Here is a 22203-nt window from a genome sequence, read left to right on the forward strand (position 1 = left end):
GTCACCAGTCACCAGTCACCAGTCACCAGTCACCAGTCACCAGTCACCAGTCACTTAGTCACCAGTCACCAGTCACTTAGTCAACGATCTATGAAACTTCAGCGTATTTGGTTTATTGGGTTGGCGGCGATCGTGGCGATCGCTTACGGACAGCCCCTAAAATTGGCACAACAATCTCCCCAAGGCGCGATCGTGCAGGCGCAAACTCCGACTCCTACACCGGAAACAAGTCCTATACCGGAAGTCACACCGACACCGGAAATAACCCCGACTCCAACAGCGACTCCAACAGCGACTCCCGCGCCCGCAGAAACGCCTCCTTCTCCCTCCACTCCTCCCACTTCTATCCCCGAAATTGCCCCCCTTCCTCCTTCCGCGTTACCCCTTGCAGAAAATCCCTATCAAGATCCGAGCGGGCGCTTTCAAGTGGGAATTATTCAGGACTTTAACCAATCCGTCGTCACTGGAGTTCCGCTCTTTGAGTCTTCTGACGGAAAGTTAGCTTATACCATCACCGTGCGCCCTCGTCTCAACAATAGACCGTTAGAACCTTGGATATTGATCCAAGTGGCAACCGATACTTTTGTCCGAGGCGAAGGAATGCTCGTGAAAGAGTTTGAAACCGTCAATAGCGAATTGGGGGGAGCGATCGCACCTTGGACGGGCACCTTAACTATGGGCAAAAAACAACAACCCCTGCAAGGAATTTTACTCTCCCGCCAAATTCCCGGTCAGCTATTAATTTTAGCGATCGCCGCCACTGAAGAGGCAGCCGATCGCATTGATGCGGTTTACTCCACCCTAGAACCCACCCTACAAGGAATTGAGAAATAAGCATTTCCCCTATTGCTCATTGTTCATTGTTCATTGAAATGAATCCAGATGTTGAAATTCGGCGCTTGAAAGAGTTGATGCCTGCTTCGGGGCGAATGTATTGCCAAATTGTCAGCAAACCCCAACAAACTAAGGTCATTGACATGGAGTTTCCTCTACCTTGGAAACGGGAGAATCGGCCGATTTATATTAACTTTGACCTCTGGCAACAATTAAAGGGTTCGGAGCGAGATCTACTCTTATTGCGATCGGCGGTATGGCTGACAGGAGTACAATGGTTTAAACCGGATATTTACCAAGGTTTGGCAGCGATCGGAGCGGTGGGAACGATCGCAGAACTGACTCAAGGTGACGTGACTGGCGTTATCGCGGCCGGGGGGTTGAGCGCGATCGCCTTACGCCAATTGTGGCGGGGGTATCGCGGTACAAAACGGGAGATTGAGGTTGACGAACGAGCCATTCAAACAGCAACTCGGCGGGGATATAGCGAGGCAGAAGCCGCCCAACACTTGTTGGCAGGAATTGAAAGCACGGTTAAGCTCGAAGGACGCTCTAGCCTCAAATTTAACGAACTCATCCGCACGCAAAATCTCCGAGCGATCGCCAACCTTTCTACCGTTAGAGTGCCTCAGAACCTGCGAGAGGAATAGGCTTCGGCTTCCTTCAGCCCGAGGGAACAGAGAAAGCAAGAAGATATGCAGCCAGCCTGCATCCCGAATTTTCAAAACTTATTCTAGACTGGTGAGAACATGGAAGAATAATGCTTATGGTCAGTTCGGTTGAGTCTGGGGAAATTAAAGGCGATCGCTATCGTACGATCGAAGAATTAGCACGGGGCGATTTTGGTCAAACCTATTTAGTGGAAGACCTACAGCACTCGAAGTCCCGCTTTGTTTTAAAAGAATTTACCTTTACTCTCCGAACGCCGGATATTTTTGCCAAAGCGGAAGAACTCTTCGCCCGAGAAGCCGATATTCTCTACAGTCTCGATCATCCTCAAATCGTGAAAGTGCATCATCTTGACTGTTTTCGGGATGGAGAACGGGGAAAAGTGTTACTCGTGCAGGACTATATTGAAGGGCAAACCCTGCGATCGCTTCTCGATGGGCGATGGGTGCAAGGCCGCAAATTTAGCGAAACGGAAGGCTTGCGCTTACTCTATCAGCTTGCTTCTGTCCTCAATTACATTCACTCGATGGGGGTGATCCATCGCCACATTTCCCCGGAAAATATCTTCTTTCGACAACAGGATGGGCGCTTAATGCTGGGGGATTTTGGCGGTATTGCCCAAGTTCTCGCGACCCTTTCCGCACAATTGACCGATCCCACCTCTGCCCTCCTACCGACTCCTCTGGGAAAACCCGGGTACGCTCCCCCAGAACAGTTGCAAAAAGGGATTATTTTTACCTATAGCGACCTCTATGCGATCGCGGCAACGGTAACGGTGATGTTGACTGGGAAAGAGCCCCTACAACTCATCGACCCGAAAACCGGAGAATGGGACTGGCGGGGAAAAATCAAACTCTCCTCTCAATTTAATGCCATCCTCAAAAAAATGGTAGCCAAACATCCGGGCGATCGCTATCACAGCGCGTATGATGTCATCAGCGCACTGCGCGAAATCCCCCGCTCCTCCCTGACGACGGAGAAAGGGAAGAAATCCTCGGCAACGTTAGCCCCTCCCTCCCCGATCGAGATGACCCAGCCCCTGTTTTCCAACCCGCAAAATTTTGGCGTGCGCGTTCTCAAGTTTCTGCTGCAATTTACCTTTGCGGTCGGCTTTATTGTTGGGGCAGGGGCGATCGGCTGGTTTGTCGGACAAACATGGCTACAAACGCAACTTTCTCCCCTCGAGGAAGTCCCCGAGTTGGACATTTCCCCCACGGTAGAAGCACCTTCGCCGGCATCGGCACAAGCAGAAGGGTTGAGCTTTCCTCCCATTGACGATCCAGAACCCGAACCCTCTGAAGATCTGCCGCAAAGCGAACGCGATCGCAAATTAGCCTTGCGAAAGCGCCGCTTGCAGATGGCGATCGATTACGAGTTTTTTCAAGCCTTGGTGGGAGAAGTCGTCAGAGCAAGATATCCCCAGAGAAAGGGGACTCCCAGCAATGCCCCCGAGGATGTGGCTTGGCGAGAAATCATTGATGTGACGGCGGGGCAACTCCTCGATCGCCTTGAAAGGTTGAGCGGTGAGGCGCGAGGGAGGTTGGGAACCTATCGGCGGGTCGATCGCGATCGTTGGCGCAGGGAAGTGAATGAGTTAAATGTTAGCAACCGTGCTTCGGTAGATCTGGCCGATGCGGCATTTTTTCTCGATTTCCCGGAATGGAAAAATCAGGATTTTTTGAGTAAGGCGATCGGTCAGGTTTGGCATGCGATCGCTTTGGATCGAGTTAAGGCATTACAAGAAGGGACAAATGTAGAAACCCTAATCTTTCCTGCCGGACAAGTCAGCACCTCGGTAGAGGGCATCCTCGAACCCGGAGCGGGGAAAGTGTTTCTCGCTCAGTTGAGTGCAGGCCAATCGATGGCCACTTCTGTTCTCACGGATCGGGCGATGAGTTTTTCTGTTTATACGCCGAAGGGAGAAGCCTTGCGATCGGATGCGAAGGAACTCAATTGGTCGGGAAAGTTACCCGATACGGGATTTTATCAGATCGTTATTGTTTCTCGCTCTAGTGAAAATTTGAGCTATAAGTTAACTTTAACTGCTGAAACAGGGCAGTAAATTGAGGAAAGAGAGAGTTAAAAATCAACTCTCTCTCCATTTTTAAAAACCTTAACTCGTTTTGCTGACCGGAATTTTGCGAACTTTTTTCGCTAACCCCAAGCGATCGAGTAACCAAATGGTGTACCACGTGACATCAATTTCCCACCAACGCCAACCCGACTGAGCCGATCGCGGGTGGGCGTGATGATTATTATGCCAGCCTTCTCCATAGGTTGAAAGTGCTACCCACCAAAGATTACGGGCATTATCCTTGGAAGCAAAGGTACGATAGCCCCATGTATGAGTTGCTGAGTTCACAAACCAAGTACAGTGCCACAATAAGACCGATCGCAGGAAAATTCCGTAAATGACACAAGACCAACCCCCAAAAATATAAAGCAGCACTGCAAGAGGCACTTGCAATAATAAGAAATAGCGATCGAGCCAGCGATAAAAAGGTTGACGCAATAAATCCGAGGCATATTTACTATAATATTCTTTATCAAAGGCTTCCTGTTTCGGGTAAAGCAGCCAGAGCCAATGACTCCACCAAAATCCCCGCTTGGCAGAATAGGGATCTTTCTCGAAATCTTCGGTGTAAGCGTGGTGCTGTCGATGTCCCCCGACCCAAAAGATCGGACCACCTTGAATGGCAAGGGCTCCACAAAAAGCGATCGCATATTCGAGCCATTTAGGAACTTCAAAACTGCGATGACTCAACAGGCGATGATAACCCAAACAAATGCCAATTCCTCCACACAACCAGTGCAGGAAAATTGCTACTCCTAAAGCCTTCCACGAGAAAAACCACGGCGCAGAAAGAGCGATCGCGTGAAATGCGCCAAAAAATAAGATATAAGACCAGTTTAAGGCAAGAGAATTTTCACCCTTGGGGGTGTTCGTCGCAACAGATTGCAAATTCATATTGAGTATCCTGATAAAATATTACCCCGTCAGGTCATTGAAGACCTTGACTCCCAAATTTGCGGGTTAGGGGGAAAGTTGATGTAAGTTTTGCTTGCATGATATTATCGTAACAACTCTCCGCAAAAAATGCAAGCTGTACTTACATTTTTATGTCCACTCAATCTCCATCGACCCGAGATCGCTTGATCGATGCGGCTCTAGAACTCTTTGTTTCCCAAGGAATTAGCAACACGACGACCCGTCAAATTGCCAATTTAGCAGAAGTGAACGAAGTCACCCTCTTTCGTCATTTTGGCAATAAACACGGGTTACTCCTTGCCGTCATTGAAGAATCGCCGGCTTTTGCGAATTTGGAAAAGACCTTGTTACAGGGTTTTGAACCATCGGGACAAGGGGAAAGCGCCCTCAAAGAGTATGCAAGTTATTACTTACATTCGTTGGAGGAAATGCCGGAACTGTTTCGATCGCTAATTGGAGAAGCAGACCAGTATCCCGAGGAAAATCGCCGTGCCATCGGCAAGCGCCTCGCGGAAATCAATCGCCGGATTGCAGACTATCTCGCCGTTGTCCTACCTGAAAGTACAATTCCAGCCGATCGCCTCTCTGGCTTATTGGTTGGGGTTTTAATCGGCTATGCGGCGATCTCGTTTACCAGCGAATTTCACGAAATGTGGCGCGATCGCGAGGATTTTCTCGATCTTTTAGGGGCATTATTTGCAAGTGAAACTGTCTTGGAATCCGATCGAGAAGTGGCGATCGCGCCTCATATTCTCGATCTGCCGGCAACCTTAGTCCAGCAAATTCTTCAGCAGGCGAAAAAATCTAGTTTGCAGGACTTTGCGATCGCTTATATTCTCTTTGGGGCGGGATTATCTCCCATCGAAATTGCCAGTTTGCAGAAATCTCAGCAAATTTGTGACAAAAACCAACATATTTTGCAAGTCACGGTTGCAAGGCAAATGCGGCAGGTTCCCGTCAATCAATGGATTTTGAGCAAGCGTTATGGTTCTTATCTTAATAATCCCCTCACAAAATGGCTAAAGAGTCGCAAAGATGAAGTCTCTGCTCTGTTTCTCAATGCAGAAGGAAAACCCATGTCTGCATTAGAAATCCAAAAACGCTGGCAAATTTGGTTAGAAGGATTAGGAGAAAGAGAAATTCCCGCGATCCCTCGGGCGCAACAAACGTGGTGCGTAGAAATGCTCATGCGCGGAATGAGTTTGGAAAACCTGAGCATTCTCACGGGGTTGGAGTTGGTACAATTAGAACCTTATGCCCGCAGAGCAAAGGAAAAAGCTGCGATCGAAGAGGCAACGCTATTGGATCGCAAACCGATTAAACCCGATTAAGGGCAGCTAAAATGTTTAACATGAAAAAGAATAACTTTCTCTTGCAACTATGAATGACGCGGCGCGATCGCATTCTTGGGACGATCGCTATCAAAATCAGGATACTCCTTGGGACCTAGAGCGACCCGCTCCCGCTTTTGTGAGCTTGCTAGACTCTCCTCAGTTTCCTCAAACCGGAAAAACAGCGATTTTAGGCTGTGGGACGGGGAATGATGCCCTATTATTTGCGAAAAAGGGGTTTACGGTTACGGGATTCGATTTTGCACCCTCCGCGATCGCAATTGCCACAAAACGCGCTCGGGAAATGCAAATCCAAGCTGAGTTTTTACAACGAGATATCTTTACTTTAGGAGAAGAATTTGCGGGAAAATTCGATTATGTTATCGAACATACTTGTTTTTGTGCGATTTTACCGGAACAGCGCGATCGCTATGTGGAAATGGCGCGATCGCTCCTCAAACCCAAAGGACTATTATTGGGAATCTTTTTTACTCATGCTCGCACCGGAGGACCGCCTTTTGGTGCGACTCCGAAAGAAATTTGCGCTTATTTTCAACCCGCTTTTGAGATACTTTCTTTCGATCTCATTGAAAATTCGATTCCCCGACGGCAAGGAGAAGAGCATTTAGGAAGATTTCAGCGCTGGTAAGTTAGAATTAGCGATCGCAAGATCGTGACAGTACCGCAAGAATGAGATAGCAGCGCATCGACGGTTTTCCTAAGCTGAAAGAGTCAATGATTAAGGGTGAGAACCATGAAAGACTCTAAATTTTTGAAAATCGTGTTGTGTATTTCGGGCTTAGTTGCGATCGGCATTTCAGGGCTAATTCTAATATCACCAGCCGATTTCTATGCAGCAAACCAGATAGATATCGGTGACAACCTCAATTTACTCAGCGAAATACGCGCACCTGCGGGAGCCTTATTTTCTTTTGGCATACTCATCGCGATCGGTGCATTTGTGTCTCAACTCACATTTACATCAACTATACTTTCAACGGTGTTGTACCTTTCCTATGGCTTATCGAGATTTTTGGGGATGCTGATTGATGGAATGCCGGTGAATTCATTGGTTTGGTCGGCTGTTATTGAAGTTGTTTTGGGTTTGCTGGCTCTGTTTTGCCTCTGGAATTATCATCGCGATCGCTTGCGATCGACAACACTAAAACCAGATTGAGCGATCGCATAATTTCCCCAGCGCGATCGCGACCTCAAACCCAGTTCTGCTTAAGCCGCTACAATATAAAAATATCCGCACTCAACTCCAAACGATGACTATTCAAGTGCCTGTCAACTTCCAAGACGAATTCGACATCATTGTCATTGGTGCCGGACATTCTGGCTGTGAAGCTGCCCTTGCTGGGGCGCGTTTGGGGTGTCGGACGCTGATGTTAACTTTAAATCTCGATCGCATTGCTTGGCAACCTTGCAATCCTGCCGTTGGCGGTCCTGCGAAATCTCAACTCACCCACGAGGTAGACGCATTGGGGGGAGAAATTGGCAAAATGGCCGATCGCACCTATCTGCAAAAGCGCGTCCTCAATATCTCCAGAGGTCCGGCGGTGTGGGCGTTGCGGGCGCAAACGGATAAGCGGGAATATGCCAAGGTGATGAAAGAAATCGTTGAAAACCAAGAAAATTTAGTCATTCGCGAAGGGATGGCTACGGATTTGGTTTTGGGGAAAAATGAGGAAGTCCTCGGGGTGCAAACTTATTTCGGCTCGTGTTTTGCTGCCAAAGCCGTCATTCTCACAACAGGAACTTTTCTCGGCGGTCGCATTTGGATCGGGGATAAATCCATGGCCGCAGGACGGGCGGGGGAGTTTGCTGCGGTAGGATTAACGGATACTCTCAACCAATTGGGATTTGAGACGGGACGCTTAAAAACGGGGACACCTGCGCGAGTGGATAAGCGATCGGTGGACTACTCGAAAATGGAACCTCAACCCCCCGATGAAGAGGTGCGCTGGTTTAGTTTCGATCCAGAAGTTTGGGTGAAACGAGAACAGATGAATTGTTATCTCACTCGCACCACTCCAGAAACTCATCGCTTAATTCAAGAAAATTTGCACCTGTCTCCGGTTTATGGCGGTTTTATCGATGCGAAAGGTCCTCGGTATTGTCCCAGTATTGAAGATAAAATTGTGCGTTTTGCTCACAAGGATTCTCACCAGATTTTTATCGAACCGGAAGGGCGAGAAATCCCTGAATTGTACATTCAAGGCTTTTCGACGGGATTGCCGGAAACCTTGCAATTGCAGATGTTGCAAACCTTACCGGGGCTGGAAAACTGCGCCATGTTGCGCCCGGCTTATGCGGTGGAATACGACTATTTACCCGCGACGCAATGCTATCCCACTTTGATGACCAAGAACATTGAAGGGCTATTTTCAGCGGGACAAATTAACGGGACGACGGGATATGAAGAGGCTGCCGCACAAGGGATTGTGGCGGGTATTAATGCGGTACGTTTTGTTAAAGGGGAGGAAATGCTCGTGTTTCCTCGGGAAAATAGTTACATCGGTACTTTGATTGACGATTTGTGTACGAAGGATTTAAGAGAACCTTATCGAATGCTCACTTCTCGTTCTGAATATCGCTTACTTTTGCGTTCCGATAATGCCGATCGCCGTCTCACGCCCTTGGGTCGAGAAATTGGTTTGATTGGCGATCGCCGTTGGGAATTATTTCAACGCAAGTATAGCAATATTGATACGGAAAAAGAGCGTTTAGGTACTACGCGAGTGAAAGAACTCGATCCGGTTGGTCAACAAATTACCGCCGATACACAACAAAGGATTAAAGGCTCGATTACACTAGCAGAATTGTTGCGGCGATCGGGGTTTCATTATGTTGATTTAGATCGGTATGGGTTGGGAAATTCAGAATTAAATAAAGTTGAAAAAGAAGATGCCGAAATTGAGATTAAATATTCGGGATACATCCAACGCCAACAAAATCAAATCGAACAAATTAGCCGCAATACCAATCGGAAATTACCCCAAGATTTGGACTACACCATCGTGGAAACTTTGTCAATGGAATCGCGGGAAAAACTGAATAAAGTTCGCCCTTTAACGATTGGTCAAGCCTCGCGTATCGGTGGGGTAAATCCTGCGGATATTAATGCTCTTTTGGTTTATTTAGAGGTAAGGAATCGCCAGCAGGTTGTGACTGCAAAGAAATAGAATTGGTGGTGCGATCGCGTCTCTCAAACTTCTCTAAAAAAGGACATTGAGGGAGTAAGATAACCAAAGCGTAGAAGCGATCGCATAACCTGCTAGAGAGTATTGTCACTGAAATAATGACCCGACAAATTCACGACCAATTCGCCAAAGAATATTTAGAAGAATTATTGGCACCCTTTGGAACCGTTAAAATCAATCGTAATGTTCGCGGTGAAGTGCGACAAGTTGATGTTTGGTTCGATCCTGCTGTTGCTTCTCCTATTTCCGAGTTAGGAATATTGGGTCGCATGGCAGCAACAGCGTGTATTTTTGAACCCTATCGCAATGCACCCAGCGAGATAGAAATTCGCAGTTGTTTGTTAAAATTATACGCCCTACACGGCGAATTATTACGGAAGGCACGACGGGAAGAACAAACAGTTTTAGAGAGAGAATTACCTTGTTTATGGATATTAGCGCCTTCTTGCTCCGATCTCATTTTAAGGGGTTTTGGGGCAAATCTTCGGGAAGAATGGGGTCAAGGGGTGTATTTTCTGCCAGAGTTTTTGCGGAGTGCTATTATCGCAGCAAATCAATTACCGAAAACAGAAAATACACTATGGCTCAGGGTTTTGGGAAGAGGAAAGACGCAACAACAAGCAGTAGAAGAATTATTGGCACTTCCCGATGATAATCCGTTTCGAGATAATTTATTAGATTCTTTGGCGAATTGGCGCAAAACTATCGAAATAAGAGACAATATAACAGAAGACGATCGCGAGGTCATTATGAACTTATCAGCCGCATATCTCCGTCAACGCGAGGAATGGAAACAAGAGGGTCTGCAAGAAGGTCTACAACAAGGTCTGCAACGTCTGCGTCTTATGATTGAAAATATTCTGAGAGTACGTTTTGGTACTATTGATGAAGAATTGAACGCGATTATTGAACCTTTGTTGATGTTGGAGGAAGAGGAGATTACCCGATCGCTTTTAACGTTATCTCGCGAGGAGTTATTAAGTCGGTTTGGTCATGAGGAAGAGTAAGGCGATCGCATTGGGAGCAGGTTTGACCTGCTCCCTAATAAGGCACAAACTTCTTCAAAAATAGGAGTAGGAGGAAAAAGGCGATCGAAGTTGTCTAAGCCTAAAACAAGCGGGCTTTTTAAATTTTTTAACAAATACTCTTCAAAATAAAGAGAACAACTGTTATTTTGTCCTAACTCTTCATCCCAAAAATCCTCAATACGATTGTCTACGTTAAGTTGACGACCCACATGATTGCAAAACAAACGCCAAAATTTACCTAAATCCTCGAATGCGGCTTTATCAACCTGTAATCCATCCCATCGAACTGTATAATATCTTTGGTTTTTGGCATAGTGTAAGAGATTGTCTATCAGAAACGTTTTTCCCATTCGTTTCGGTGCTTTAATACGAATCAGAGAACCTGGTTGTAAAATCTCCCTGTAACATAATTCTTCAGTGGCAGGACGTTGGACATAATAATGTCCACTTTTTTCTCTTACAGGATATTTTTGCTTGGACTTATCACATTTTTCGTGCAACCATGCTAATAGCTGCTTTTGCTTGTGGGGTCCTTTGTGTGCGATCGCTTGACATCCATCAGGAGTCTGTTTGCTCAAAGCAAATTTCTCGTACACACCTTTCATCCGCTTGCGATACGCTTCAATATCGATCGCAATTTCTAGGTATTGTGTTAGATCTTCTGCGATCGCGCTTTCAGGTATTTTACTGTTTTTCTCGCTAAAGCGCACCAGAAAAACATCCGTTTGCTCAGCAGATAAACTAAAGTCATCCGCCATTTGTCTTAAAAATGACTCCTATTGCATTTAATTTCATGGCCTCACACAATATTCAAACACCCATTTTATATCAAAATACTCAACAGCGATCGAAAACAAAGCGCTTGAGTGATTTTGTTTTTTCATACCATAACATAGAAAATAAATTAATTAGTCAATTAAGAGGTAATTGGAGTTACTATTCCTGTTTGCTTTTAAGATCTTCTAATTAAATTGGAAGCAAACGGGACTTACTTTTTATTATTTTTTGGATAATCATAATGATAGTACAAAGGTTGGACTCATAAAAACACAAAATTTGTTCGATCTTGTTAGTTTGTATTCAAGTAAGATTCTATATTGCTATGATGAATCAGATCCAAACCAAAATCAAAGTAGGCATTACATCTATTCTACTTTGTATGATACTCATCTTTTCAATCACTTTTTTGACTCAAGAGAGTGTTTGCAGTCAAGTGGAAAGATTATCTCCATCTTCTCTATTACGGCGGAGTAAGTGTCGCGGTAATTTTAGCACTTGTTTTTTATAACAATTCACTGTTGACGAATATCGCAAAATTGTTGGCAATTATGGATAAAAACCAGTAGAAAAGGGATCTCACTCTCACCTCTCACTGAAAACGATCGCTCGCAATTTTGGACTCTCACTCTTTCTGCAAGCGATCGCCTTTGGCAATTATCCTTTCAACAATTAACCCAAAACCCGAATAAATTCTAACGGTAAACCATCCCGATCGCGAATAAAAGCCACCTCATAAACGCGATCGCCAATTATTTGTTGTTCTGGTTCTAATAACACCTCAATAGGCGCTTCCCCAGCTTCCTTTAAAGATTCCTGAAACTGTCTTAACCACGTTGGCAAATCGGGCGCAAGTTCCGTAAGATCGAAAGATAAATGATAATAACCCACATAATGCTCATCGCCGAAAGCATCGGCGGCGGGTTTAGGTTCGGGGATTTGAATGAGTTCGAGGCGACCTCCCAAACCCTCCAGCCAACAAGCTAGGGTATAACCCGTCGTAAATCGTTCCGTTACCGCAAACCCTAATTTTTCGTAAAAAGCGATCGCCGCATGAATATCCGCCGTGCGAATGGAAACATGGTGCATTTTCAATTATCAATGAACAATACTGGATTTATTCAAATAGGCGAAAATAGGGGTAGCGAGTGGGCATTCCGGGTTCCTTTTCTAAGGAAAAATTGATAATATCCCAGCGCGGATCGTCGGAAGGTTCGGGACTGAAAGAAACGGGTAAACCGTATAAGCGGGGAATTTTGGTTTCTGGAGAATTGCTGCGCCAAGGGGTGCTGCGTTCGAGATAAGCACTGACCAATTCTTTATAACGATTGGCAATAATCACTTTAGTTGCTTTGTAGCCTTGGGTGTATAAGCGATCGAGGGCTTCGTGAATTTCAAAGCGAATGCCGTCGGGATGGGTGTGCTGACGATACCATTCTTCCCGCCACTGTCGCCAATGTCGTCCCGATTGTAAATGAACCAGTTCTTCCGTTTTCGGGTCTGCCTCAAATGCACCGTGACGAGGGCAAAGATAAGTATCCGTCAACGTCAGCGCCGGAATGGTTTGACGACAGTGGGGACATTTTATCTCCGCACCAAAGATGGGATACTGTAAAGCAGGATTGATCATAGGGCATCTCTAAATTGTCCGTTTGGCCAAGTAAGCCTTATCTGAAATAATTCCCAAGGGGATAGTTTGGTTTTATTATATCTTCGCTGACTCCATCCCAAAGAAATTTGCGATCGCTTTCTCCATAAATTCAACTCATGATGAACGATATTCCCGCCTCTTTGTCAGTCCCAGATACTTCATTCGCGGCATTTATTGCCCCCAGTGCTACAGTTATCGGGCGAGTTCTCTTAAAAGAGGGGGCGAATATTTGGTATGGTGCCGTGGTGCGCGGCGATGTCGAACGGATTGAAATTGGGGCGCATACTAATGTTCAAGATGGGGCAGTTTTACACGGCGATCCGGGGAAACCGACGATTTTAGAAGATTATGTCACCATTGGACATCGGGCGGTCGTTCATTCTGCGATCGTGGAAAAAGGCTGTTTGATCGGCATTGGCGCGATCGTTTTGGATGGCGTGCGGGTGGGGACGGGAAGTATTATTGGGGCGGGATCTGTTGTTACGAAAGATGTGCCACCGCGATCGCTCGTCGTTGGAGTTCCTGCCAAAAAACTGCGCGAGGTTTCTGACGAAAAAGCCGCCGAACTCATCGAACACGCCCAAAACTACGAAAAACTAGCCTTAGTTCATGCTCAAAACAGTCACCCGTAACACGTTAAGCGAAGTCGAAGCGTCACCCGTAACCCTTTCAGGCTCAAGGCATTGCAGTCACCCGTTAGAAAGCAGAAAACAGTAGTAGAATTAACAAAATACCCAATTTTCATTATCCTTGATTGATAGCCGATAATTGATATGACAATGCAAAATTTAGAGGCTCTGGTTGCCGAGGACAGCGAACTCAACCCGGAGGCTTCCAATTACAAAGATTTGATAGAAACAGTAATTTCCAGCTTGGCACAAAATGATAGTGCGATGGTTAACCATACCCAAGACGGACATCTCTGGAAATTTCAATACGGTAGCGTCGAAGTTTTCGTCCAGTTAACCGGAGAAACTGAGGACGATTTGCTTACGGTTTGGTCTCCTGTATTAAAACTCCCTGCCAAGAATGAACTCGATTTAATGAAGAAATTAATGGAGATGAATTGGTCGGGAACTTTTGAGACTTGTTTTGGGATTTTTGGCGATCGCATTGTTGTTTCCTCTCAACGCGCCGTCGCCGATCTCTCTGCGACGGAAATTTCTCGCACCATCACCCTTGTCGCCACGATCGCTGATGACAACGACGAATCCCTTCAAACTGAATTTGGTAACGGGTAACCAACAACCCAGAACCCAGAACCCGCAATCTTGGCGTTTTATTCCCCCGATCTCGGCTTCTGGCGCAACTCAAATGGCGCTCGATCGTTGGTTATTTCAGCAGCATCTTGCCGGGAATTGTCCGCCGACTCTGCGCTTTTATACGTGGGATCCCGTGGCAATTTCCCTCGGTTACCATCAACGCCAATATCCGGAATTTTGGCAGCAGTTACAATGGCAAGGACGAGCGATCGACTTGGTGCGCCGTCCCACGGGAGGTCGGGCAGTTTTGCATCAGGGCGATTTAACCTATATGGTGGTGACATCGGGACTATCGGGAACGCGATCGCAAACCTATCAACATCTTTGTTCTTTTTTAATCGCGGGCTGGCGCTCCCTCGGAGTAAATCTGCACTATGGTAAGATTCGGCGCGGGTATATTAAACAAGCCAGTTGTTTTAGTAGCGCAACGGCGGCAGATCTGGTGACGGAAAGCGGTTACAAATTTATCGGTAGCGCCCAATATCATCAGAGGGATTTTATCTTACAACACGGCGCGATCGCACTGTCTCGCAATACAGAACTGTATCGCCAAGTTTTTGATGAATTCCCAATAGGATCTCCTCCTCCACATCAATGCGATCGCGAACAAATTATCAAAGCACTGACAACGGCTGCCCGAGAGTGTTGGGCAATTGAATTAATTCCTCAACCTCTCAGTCAATTGGAGTGGGAGGAAGTTATTTCTATGACCCAGAAACAATAAATAATGAATAGTAATTCTGCCTTAAGTTTGAGGCTTTAAACCTCTCTTTTGTAGTCTGCCATGATAGTATTAACTATCAATTCCCCATTATCAATTCCCCATTCTCTCATGATGTTTGAAGACCCCCAAGGCCAAATTTCTGTTGCAGATCTCGCCCAACGCCTAGCAGAATCTCGTGAAACCCTACAACTTATTGACGTGCGCGAACCCGAAGAGATCGCGATCGCTTATATTGAAGGGTTTGAAGTGTTATCCTTAAGTCAATTTAATGAATGGTCGCCAGAGATTACCAATCGCTTGCAAACCCATGAAGAAACTTATGTTCTCTGCCATCATGGCATGCGATCGGCGCAAATGTGTCAATGGCTACGAAGTCAAGGGTTTACCAATGTTAAAAATATCACGGGTGGAATTGAGGCTTATGCTTGTTTAGTTGATTCTAGTTTGCCTCGATATTAAGCCTTATCTTGCCCTGTTTCTCCTTGTCTTTAATAATATTTATTTTTTTTAAAGACTTTTTTACTGCCAAACTTTTTTACTCATGTTTTCTTCCTTTAAGTTAAGCGATCGCTATCAATCCATTCTCTCGGCTACCATTCGCCATTATGTGGCCACAGCAGAACCCGTCGGTTCAAAAACTCTCGCTAACGAATACGATTTTCAAGTCAGTCCCGCAACAATTCGCAATGCAATGGGACGCTTAGAAAAAGAAGGATTGTTATATCAACCGCATACTTCTGCCGGTCGCATTCCTTCTGACTCGGGCTATCGAATTTATGTCGATCGCTTGATGAATCCCGATGAAGTGGGAAACGAACAAATTATCGATTTATATACCCAACAACTCGATTGGAATGCTTATAATTTAGAAGTTCTACTCAAACGCGCCACCCAAATTCTAGCAACCCTAAGCGGTCATATTGCTTTAATTACTTTACCTCAAAATCCGCGAGATTGTTTGCGTCACTTGCAACTCGTTTTCGTGAACGAAAAGCAAGTCATGTTAGTCGTGGTAATGGAAGCTTATCAAACCCAATCAATTTTAATGGATTTAGCGATTGCAGACTCGGAAGAAGGAGAATGGGATGAAGAATTGATTGCAGGGGAATTACAAATTCTTTCTAACTTTTTAAATCATAAATTGCGCGGTAAATCTCTCTTGGACTTAAGCAGTTTGGATTGGGTAGAGATCGATCGCGAATTTCAATGCTATGCCGACATTTTACAAGCATCTTTGGCAGAATTAGAAAAATGCTTGCACCAACCCACTTACACCCCTATCCTCATTCGTGGTATTTCTGAAGCCTTGCGTCAACCCGAATTTGCTCAAGTGCATCAAATCCAAACCTTATTACATCTCCTAGAAGAAGAACAAGAGCAACTTTTTCCCCTCATTTTTGAATCCTGCGATCGCGACGAAGATAGCAAGCGTGTCAGCGTTCGCATTGGTTCGGAAAATCCCCTCGAACCTTTAAATATTTGTACCGTAATTTCTGCCCCTTATCACCAAGGCGATATTCCCGTGGGTAGTGTTGGCTTGATCGGACCCACCCGAATGTTATACGAAAATGCGATCGCCCTCGTAGAAGCCTCCGCCGATTATCTCTCAGAAGCACTAAGTTCATAAAGATCGACATTGTTAACTGATAACTGTTAACAGCGATCGCATTTTCCTTTCAAGATAATTTCATAACTCTCGAGTTGCAAACCGGAAGGAAGATGGTTAATCGGTAGCGTTCCCAAAGCATCCCAATCAAGATCCGCGATCGCGCCGCAATCCTGACAGATAAAATGGTGATGGGGAGTAACGCGGGCATCGTAGCGAGTAATCCCTTCCTCTAACAAAACTTCTCGTACCAAACCGACTTCTCGCAATACTGTTAAAGCACTGTAAACGCTGGCCTTAGAAGCGATCGGCAACTCGCAATTAATATCCGTGAGAATTGCTTCAACGGTGGGATGATCGTTGCGATGGAGAAGATTAGCATACACGGCAAAACGCTGAGGCGTAATTCTTAACCCTTTCGCCTTCATTTGCATCTTAATGGCTTCCATCTCGCTCGCCAATATTTTCTCGTGACCCATCACTCATCCCCCATTTGTCAAAGAGCGATCGCGGACTCCCCAATCTTAGGAAGCTGATTGCGTTTTTCTTCTACGATAACATCAGATTAAGCGATATATTCTTCCTCTTTTCTGGGTTTTTGTTGTAAGGCTTGTCGGACTAGGTTGCAAAAATGCTGAATGGGAGGGATGAGGAGGCGATCGCAAGTAGTCACGAGAATGACTTGACGGGTTAAATTGCTGTCTTCGATACTGCCTGCGGGGGAATGAGCCGCAGCAATACTGCGAATAGCAAGACTGGGATCGTTTTGCGCTTCAATGAGAGCACCTTGGGGCAGTAAGGCGATCGTGTTTCCTTGGCGGACGACACCGCGAAAAGCATCGAGAGTATTGAGTTCCATGACTGCGTGTAGGTTTGCCCCCAGCTTCTCAAAACGGTCTTGTACCAAGCGCTGCATCCCGTACCCATCTTTAAATACAACTTGGGGATAGCCGATCAGTTCCGACCAAGGGACGCGATCGTGCTGGGTGAGAGGATGATTGGCCGCCATTAAAATTTGTACGGGTTCGCGATAAAGAGGTTCGACGATGGTTTCTGGAGATGCGGTTAAAAATTGATTGTTTTGCACGATCGCCACATCAACTAAATTATCTCGTAACACTTTCAGAGCGCGATCGCTACCTAAAGCCGTGACGCGCAATTGTACTTCAGGATAGTCGCGGCAAAATTGTTGCAAGATGGGAGGCAAGTAGTGAGAGCAAGCAGAATGAATGGCAGCAACGCAGAGTTCGGGTTGCTTGCCGTCTCGCAGTTCTGTCAATTCTCGCGTGGCATTGGTCCACTCCAAGCAGATACGTTTAGCTCTCGAAAGCAATTGTTCTCCCGCTACGGTCAATTTAACTCGGGCGGTACGATGAAACAAAGGTAAGCCCAGTTCGCTTTCGAGGGCTTGAATTTGGCGGCTGATGGTAGATTGGGTAATCCCGCACTGCTTGGCTGCCTGTCCGAAGTTTCCTGCATCCGCTACGGCTAAAAATGCCTGCAATTGCTCGATCCGCATAGAATGTATCGTAAATTACATTATTTTCTTCTCTCAAGACTCTAGCGGATCTGCGCGATCGGTTACGTTATCAGTGAACAGTTATCAGTTATCAGTTATCAGTCACCAGTCCAATGACATATTGTTTAAATCCTCAATGCTCTCAACCGCAAAACCCTGAAAATAGCCGATTTTGCCTCAATTGTGGCTCGAAACTCCTTCTCGGCGATCGCTATCGTACTCTCATAGTTAAAGGTGGAGTGGGGCGTACTTTTTTAGGCGTTGATGAGGCTCAACCCCACAAACCTCACTGCATTATTAAACAAATTTCTCTGAAAAATAATGCAGAAAATCTGGATAATTTTCGCAATGAAGCGCAAAAATTGCAAACATTAGGACTTCATCCTAATATTCCTCAACTCCTTGCTTATTTTGAAACCGCTCCCAATATTCATAATTTCTCACCGACTATCGTTCAAGAAGTCATTGAAGGTAAAAATATTGCTGCAGAAATCTACGACGAAACAACCATTCAAAATCTAATTGAAGAAGTTTTACCGATTCTCCAATTTATTCATGACTGTCAGATTGTTCACCGCGATATCAATCCTCAAAATTTTATTCGCACTCCCGCAGGAACATTATTTCTCGTTGACTTAAGTACATCCAAAGTGACAGCGAAAACGGCACTCGCGAAAACGGGAACTGTTGTCGGTTCGGCGGCTTATGTCGCTCCGGAACAATTACGCGGGAAAGCCGTTTATGCAAGCGATTTGTACAGTTTGGGAGTCATTTGCATTCATCTATTGACTCGCCTTCATCCCTTCGATCTGTTTAGTAGTGTTGATGGCGTTTGGGTTTGGGAAGACTATTTAGTGAATCCTGTCAATCCGACTTTAAGAAAAGTTATCAATAAAATGCTGGCGGATGCCGTCGGCGATCGCTATCAATCAGCCCAAGAAATCTATCGGGATTTGCACCTCGGACAAACCCTTATCCCGACTCTTTCCCAACCGCGATCGCCGACTCAAATTGGAACAAAAACCGCTCTCAACACCTTACAACCCACTTGGCGCTGTTTTCGTACCTTAGAAGGGCATTCTAGCTCAATTCACGCCCTTGCTTTTCATCCCGATGGCAAATTATTAGCCAGTGGAGGAGCCGATCGCACTATTCGTTTATGGGATACAGACACGGGAAAAACCCAATTTACACCCCTTAAAGGGCATTCTAGCATTATTGAGGAAATCGTTTTTCATCCGCAAATAAATTTAATCATTAGTGGTAGTTGGGATTACCGGATTTGCTTCTGGAATTTTGAGTCAGAAATTGCAGAAATTGATGCACATACCGGTTGGATTAAAACCTTAGCCATCTCGCAAGATGGTCAATTCTTAGCCAGTGGAAGTGCAGATAAAACGATTAAATTATGGGATAGCGAAACCCGAGAATTAAAGCAAACATTACTGGGACATTCTCAAGAAATTCGCAGTCTTGTCTTTAACCCAAAAGATAAATTTTTAATCAGTGGAAGTAGCGATCGCACCTTAAGAGTGTGGGATATTAATACTGGTCAAACTCAACAAGTTCTCCAAGGTCATTCCGGTACAATTAATGCTTTAGTCGTGAGTCCAAGCGGTCATATTTTGTTTAGTGGTAGTGAAGATAAAACCATAAAAATGTGGGATTTACAACAAGGGATATTGATACGAGAATTAAAAGGTCATACCGATTCTATTAACGCTTTGGCTATTAATCTAGAAGGCAATTTATTAGTTAGCGGCAGTAGCGATCGCACCTTACGAATTTGGCATCCCGGTACGGGTCAATTATTGCACGAACTTACAGGTCATGAATTGGGAATTGAAGCCATTGCGATCGCGCCCAATCATCCAATAATTGCCAGTGCTTCTCGGGATAAAACAATTAAACTCTGGCACTATCAATAAACAATTACCGATTCTGAATATTACCGATTCTGAATATTAAGGTCCGGAAAAGACTGCTGCTTCAACATCAGCACGACTGAGAGAATATTTAAAAGATCGCACGATATCTCGCGTTCCTTCACCAGCTTTGAGATAGCGAACCGATACATCTTCCACGTCTAAACATAATTCGGCTTGCCATGTCGGACGCGCGATGTTCCAACAATTAGGTTGTTCTCGATCTTGTTGACATCCCAGATCGAGAAGCCAATTTTCAATTTCAGGAAGAGGATGATTGTAGAGGGGAGTATCGGGATTTGGGAGAACCATAAACGCTATAAAAATGAGAATTTGAGTAGAGAAGAGAAAAGAAAAGCAATAGGAATTTGTAAAGCTGTTTCCCCTCGAGTTAAGCCTACTGCGATCGCTAACAGAATGCAACCGAGAAAAGTGACACCCAAAATAAACAAAGCGAATAATTCTCCTGCCGAGAGGGGGCGATCGCTAGGGTCGAGATAAGCCGTATTTTGCCATTCTTCCTCTTCTTCTTCCCAAGAAAAAGGCGATCGCGCTTGTACGACATAAAACCGAGAATAACCAATTTGATTATCGTAGAGCAAACGACGCTCGCGATCGCAGAGGGTTGCATAGGCTTCGTTGAGCTTTTGAAATTTCACCTTTGCCACTTCTAAGGGTAATTCCGTCGTATCCGGGTGATAGCGTTTGCTTAACTGCCAATATGCCCGTCTGATGTCAATGACAGAAGCCGAAGGATGCAGCCCCAAACGGGCATAGTAACTATGGGCAATGCGCTTCTGTGCCGATGCCTTGCGATCGCTCGTTTTGGGATTAAATCCACTCTGACTCATGGAAGGGGGATGGGGGAGAAATCCAAACTTAGCTTTATATTGTACCTGCGATCGGTCACTTGTTTGGAGATTTGGAAGCGAGGAAGTTATCCTAATTGAAATGTTAGCTAATCTTGGGTCACAACCAACACTTTCCGAACAGTTAGTAAATTAAGATCGATGAGCGAACCCGAACAACGTGCTGAATATGATTCTCCTTGGAAAGATGCTATTTCTTTATATTTTCCTGCTTTTATGGTTTTCTTTTTTCCTCAAATTTATCGGGAAATTGATTGGAGTCGAGGTTATGAATTCCTCGATAAAGAATTGCAAAAGATTGTCCGAGATTCGGAAACCGGGCGGAGAGATGCTGATAAGTTAGTCAAAGTTTGGCAGCAAAATGGGGAAGAAGCATGGATTTTGATTCACATCGAAGTTCAGAGTCAAGTCCAAGCAATTTTTGCTGAGCGAATGTATATTTATAACAGTCGGATTTACGATCGCTATCGTCGTCCCGTGTTAAGTTTAGCGGTTTTAGCTGACGAGCGGGAATCATGGCGACCCGATCGCTACAGTTATGATATTTTTGGGGGTCGAGTTTTATTACAATTCCCGACTGTTAAGCTCCTCGATTATGCCCTAGAAACTCTAGAAGAGAGCAATAATCCTTTTGCGATCATGGTAATGGCACATCGAGAAACCCAACAAACGAAAAACGATCCAACGGGTCGTTATCGAGAAAAATTGAGGATTGCTAAGGGTTTATATCAACGAGGTTATCAAAGACAAGATATCCTAGAGTTATATCGGCTCATCGATTGGATGATGACTTTGCCAGAATCAATTCAGATGGGATTCGAGACAGAGATCGGACGTTTTGAGGAGGAAAATCAAATGTCGTTTGTCACCAATATCGAACGCAGGGCACGTCAAGAAGGACTCGAACAAGGACTCGGACAGGGAATCTTGCAGTCAATGCTTGCGGTACTAGAAGTTCGTTTTCAATCTGTACCAGAAGAGTTAAGAGAAACTCTCGATCGCATTCGAGATGATGCGGTTCTTTCGGCTCTACTGCGACAAGCAATTACAGTGGATTCTCTCGAAATCTTCCGACAATTCGTAGATGCACAAATTTCTTCTCAAACTTAGTTTAACCTTAAAACTCTGTTCAAAGAAAATGAAGTAGTGCGATCTTATTTAATGAGATGGTTGATTTATGCCATTGAGAACGCGATCGCTATTTAATTACCATATTGTCTACGTTGCCGATCGATACAGCAAAAAGCTCTATGTGTGATAATTTATACAATGTCTCTTTAACGTGGCGATTCTTCCCAATTTGTTCCATACTTAGAATAAGGTAACACTCATTAACGAATATGGAGAGTAAAGCGTGGAACCGATAACAACTGCTGCCCTTGCCATTGGCTCTATTATTGCAACGAAAGCACTAGAAAAAACGGCGGAAAATGTTGCCGATGTGGTCTACACGCGGACGGAGGAATTTATCGAGGCTCTCAAAAAGCAGTCTCCCGAAACTGTAGCGGCTATTGAAAAAGCACCAGAACAGCCTCTCGATTACGGTCAAGCGGTTTTAGATGTGGAAGCCGCGGCCGCCAGCAATTCGGATATTAAGGAGACAATAGAGGCTCTAGCAACAGTTGTCGAAACAGAAACTATTCCTCAATTAACAGAAGTTTTGCAAGAAATGAGCGCCGCGTTAAAAGCAAATCCCAAAGTTAGCGAAACTTATAAATTTGAGAAGTTAGCTAATTTCACTCGTGGAAATATCCATACCCAAAATAATACTTACAACCTTTGACTGAACTCGCCGGCATCGGAGCCGGTTCAA

General features: G+C 45.2%; 24 protein-coding genes. 16 read left to right on the forward strand and 8 right to left on the reverse strand.

What is annotated here, in order from left to right; genetic code table 11:
- The 3 genes from AC6RV6_RS21870 to AC6RV6_RS21880 form a co-directional block, all read left to right on the forward strand.
- Positions 1 to 834 (forward strand): hypothetical protein (locus tag AC6RV6_RS21870; RefSeq protein ID WP_500243002.1); only part of this gene is annotated, 834 nt, incomplete at its 5' end.
- A 38-nt stretch (positions 835 to 872) separates the two neighbouring features.
- The gene (locus tag AC6RV6_RS21875; RefSeq protein WP_500243003.1) at positions 873 to 1484 is read left to right on the forward strand and encodes a DUF3318 domain-containing protein; all 612 of its coding nucleotides are present in this window, start codon (positions 873 to 875) and stop codon (positions 1482 to 1484) included.
- Positions 1485 to 1600: 116 nt separating this feature from the next.
- Positions 1601 to 3565 carry a serine/threonine protein kinase gene (locus AC6RV6_RS21880; protein WP_500243004.1) on the forward strand — a complete coding sequence of 655 codons (1965 nt, stop codon included), beginning with the start codon at positions 1601 to 1603 and terminating at the stop codon, positions 3563 to 3565.
- A 51-nt stretch (positions 3566 to 3616) separates the two neighbouring features.
- Here the strand turns inward: AC6RV6_RS21880 and AC6RV6_RS21885 are convergent, their stop codons facing one another.
- Positions 3617 to 4471 carry an acyl-CoA desaturase gene (locus AC6RV6_RS21885; RefSeq protein ID WP_500243005.1) on the reverse strand — a complete coding sequence of 285 codons (855 nt, stop codon included), beginning with the start codon at positions 4469 to 4471 and terminating at the stop codon, positions 3617 to 3619.
- Between the two features lie 152 nt (positions 4472 to 4623).
- Between AC6RV6_RS21885 and AC6RV6_RS21890 the strand changes: the two genes are divergently transcribed.
- From AC6RV6_RS21890 to AC6RV6_RS21910, 5 genes are all read left to right on the forward strand, one after another.
- A complete protein-coding gene (locus AC6RV6_RS21890) occupies positions 4624 to 5823 on the forward strand; it encodes a TetR family transcriptional regulator (RefSeq protein WP_500243006.1) in 1200 nt (399 codons plus the stop codon).
- 49 nt (positions 5824 to 5872) lie between these two features.
- A complete protein-coding gene (locus AC6RV6_RS21895) occupies positions 5873 to 6472 on the forward strand; it encodes a methyltransferase domain-containing protein (RefSeq protein ID WP_500243007.1) in 600 nt (199 codons plus the stop codon).
- Positions 6473 to 6577: 105 nt separating this feature from the next.
- Positions 6578 to 7000 carry a DUF4345 domain-containing protein gene (locus tag AC6RV6_RS21900; RefSeq protein WP_500243008.1) on the forward strand — a complete coding sequence of 141 codons (423 nt, stop codon included), beginning with the start codon at positions 6578 to 6580 and terminating at the stop codon, positions 6998 to 7000.
- 94 nt (positions 7001 to 7094) lie between these two features.
- Positions 7095 to 9011: a tRNA uridine-5-carboxymethylaminomethyl(34) synthesis enzyme MnmG gene (gene mnmG, locus AC6RV6_RS21905; protein WP_500243009.1), complete on the forward strand. Its 1917-nt coding sequence runs from the start codon at positions 7095 to 7097 to the stop codon at positions 9009 to 9011.
- A gap of 116 nt (positions 9012 to 9127) precedes the next feature.
- Positions 9128 to 10036 carry a hypothetical protein gene (locus AC6RV6_RS21910; protein ID WP_500243010.1) on the forward strand — a complete coding sequence of 303 codons (909 nt, stop codon included), beginning with the start codon at positions 9128 to 9130 and terminating at the stop codon, positions 10034 to 10036.
- On the opposite strand, the gene AC6RV6_RS21915 is transcribed toward AC6RV6_RS21910, so the two are convergent.
- The 3 genes from AC6RV6_RS21915 to AC6RV6_RS21925 all read right to left on the reverse strand — a co-directional run bounded on the left by AC6RV6_RS21915 (position 10021) and on the right by AC6RV6_RS21925 (position 12464).
- Entirely contained in the window at positions 10021 to 10815 is a 795-nt protein-coding gene (locus AC6RV6_RS21915; protein ID WP_500243011.1) for an AAA-like domain-containing protein, read from the reverse strand. The genes AC6RV6_RS21910 and AC6RV6_RS21915 overlap by 16 nt on opposite strands.
- A 691-nt stretch (positions 10816 to 11506) precedes the next feature.
- Positions 11507 to 11923 (reverse strand): VOC family protein, encoded by a 417-nt coding sequence (locus AC6RV6_RS21920; RefSeq protein WP_500243012.1) that lies wholly within the window; start codon positions 11921 to 11923, stop codon positions 11507 to 11509.
- A 28-nt stretch (positions 11924 to 11951) separates the two neighbouring features.
- Positions 11952 to 12464 (reverse strand): TIGR02652 family protein, encoded by a 513-nt coding sequence (locus tag AC6RV6_RS21925; RefSeq protein ID WP_500243013.1) that lies wholly within the window; start codon positions 12462 to 12464, stop codon positions 11952 to 11954.
- Between the two features lie 137 nt (positions 12465 to 12601).
- Here AC6RV6_RS21925 and AC6RV6_RS21930 point away from each other — a divergent pair, with 137 nt between their 5' ends.
- The 5 genes from AC6RV6_RS21930 (at position 12602) to hrcA (ending at position 16098) form a co-directional block, all read left to right on the forward strand.
- A complete protein-coding gene (locus AC6RV6_RS21930) occupies positions 12602 to 13117 on the forward strand; it encodes a gamma carbonic anhydrase family protein (RefSeq protein ID WP_500243014.1) in 516 nt (171 codons plus the stop codon).
- A 147-nt stretch (positions 13118 to 13264) separates the two neighbouring features.
- Positions 13265 to 13726, forward strand: coding sequence for a YbjN domain-containing protein (locus AC6RV6_RS21935; protein WP_500243053.1), 462 nt, complete (start codon positions 13265 to 13267; stop codon positions 13724 to 13726).
- The gene (locus AC6RV6_RS21940) at positions 13683 to 14471 is read left to right on the forward strand and encodes a lipoate--protein ligase family protein (protein WP_500243015.1); all 789 of its coding nucleotides are present in this window, start codon (positions 13683 to 13685) and stop codon (positions 14469 to 14471) included. Before AC6RV6_RS21935 ends, AC6RV6_RS21940 begins: the two co-directional genes overlap by 44 nt.
- Positions 14472 to 14582: 111 nt before the next feature.
- Positions 14583 to 14930: a rhodanese-like domain-containing protein gene (locus tag AC6RV6_RS21945; protein ID WP_500243054.1), complete on the forward strand. Its 348-nt coding sequence runs from the start codon at positions 14583 to 14585 to the stop codon at positions 14928 to 14930.
- A gap of 82 nt (positions 14931 to 15012) precedes the next feature.
- The gene (gene hrcA, locus AC6RV6_RS21950) at positions 15013 to 16098 is read left to right on the forward strand and encodes a heat-inducible transcriptional repressor HrcA (RefSeq protein ID WP_500243016.1); all 1086 of its coding nucleotides are present in this window, start codon (positions 15013 to 15015) and stop codon (positions 16096 to 16098) included.
- A gap of 26 nt (positions 16099 to 16124) precedes the next feature.
- Here the strand turns inward: hrcA and AC6RV6_RS21955 are convergent, their stop codons facing one another.
- Together AC6RV6_RS21955 and AC6RV6_RS21960 are read right to left on the reverse strand one after the other, a co-directional pair.
- Positions 16125 to 16556: a Fur family transcriptional regulator gene (locus AC6RV6_RS21955; protein ID WP_500243017.1), complete on the reverse strand. Its 432-nt coding sequence runs from the start codon at positions 16554 to 16556 to the stop codon at positions 16125 to 16127.
- 86 nt (positions 16557 to 16642) lie between these two features.
- Positions 16643 to 17596 (reverse strand): LysR family transcriptional regulator, encoded by a 954-nt coding sequence (locus AC6RV6_RS21960; protein WP_500243018.1) that lies wholly within the window; start codon positions 17594 to 17596, stop codon positions 16643 to 16645.
- A gap of 113 nt (positions 17597 to 17709) precedes the next feature.
- Between AC6RV6_RS21960 and AC6RV6_RS21965 the strand changes: the two genes are divergently transcribed.
- The gene (locus AC6RV6_RS21965; RefSeq protein ID WP_500243019.1) at positions 17710 to 19524 is read left to right on the forward strand and encodes a protein kinase domain-containing protein; all 1815 of its coding nucleotides are present in this window, start codon (positions 17710 to 17712) and stop codon (positions 19522 to 19524) included.
- A gap of 36 nt (positions 19525 to 19560) precedes the next feature.
- On the opposite strand, the gene AC6RV6_RS21970 is transcribed toward AC6RV6_RS21965, so the two are convergent.
- Both AC6RV6_RS21970 and AC6RV6_RS21975 read right to left on the reverse strand, forming a co-directional pair.
- Positions 19561 to 19833 (reverse strand): DUF3143 domain-containing protein, encoded by a 273-nt coding sequence (locus AC6RV6_RS21970; RefSeq protein ID WP_500243020.1) that lies wholly within the window; start codon positions 19831 to 19833, stop codon positions 19561 to 19563.
- A gap of 5 nt (positions 19834 to 19838) precedes the next feature.
- Positions 19839 to 20372 carry a J domain-containing protein gene (locus AC6RV6_RS21975; RefSeq protein WP_500243021.1) on the reverse strand — a complete coding sequence of 178 codons (534 nt, stop codon included), beginning with the start codon at positions 20370 to 20372 and terminating at the stop codon, positions 19839 to 19841.
- A gap of 159 nt (positions 20373 to 20531) precedes the next feature.
- On the opposite strand from AC6RV6_RS21975, the gene AC6RV6_RS21980 reads away from it, so the two are divergent.
- Together AC6RV6_RS21980 and AC6RV6_RS21985 are read left to right on the forward strand one after the other, a co-directional pair.
- The gene (locus AC6RV6_RS21980; RefSeq protein ID WP_500243022.1) at positions 20532 to 21500 is read left to right on the forward strand and encodes an RpnC/YadD family protein; all 969 of its coding nucleotides are present in this window, start codon (positions 20532 to 20534) and stop codon (positions 21498 to 21500) included.
- A 244-nt stretch (positions 21501 to 21744) separates the two neighbouring features.
- Complete coding sequence (locus AC6RV6_RS21985; protein ID WP_500243023.1) at positions 21745 to 22173, forward strand: hypothetical protein; 429 nt, start codon at positions 21745 to 21747, stop codon at positions 22171 to 22173.
- Positions 22174 to 22203 lie beyond the last annotated feature (30 nt).

This window comes from Spirulina sp. LEGE 11439 (assembly GCF_059821285.1).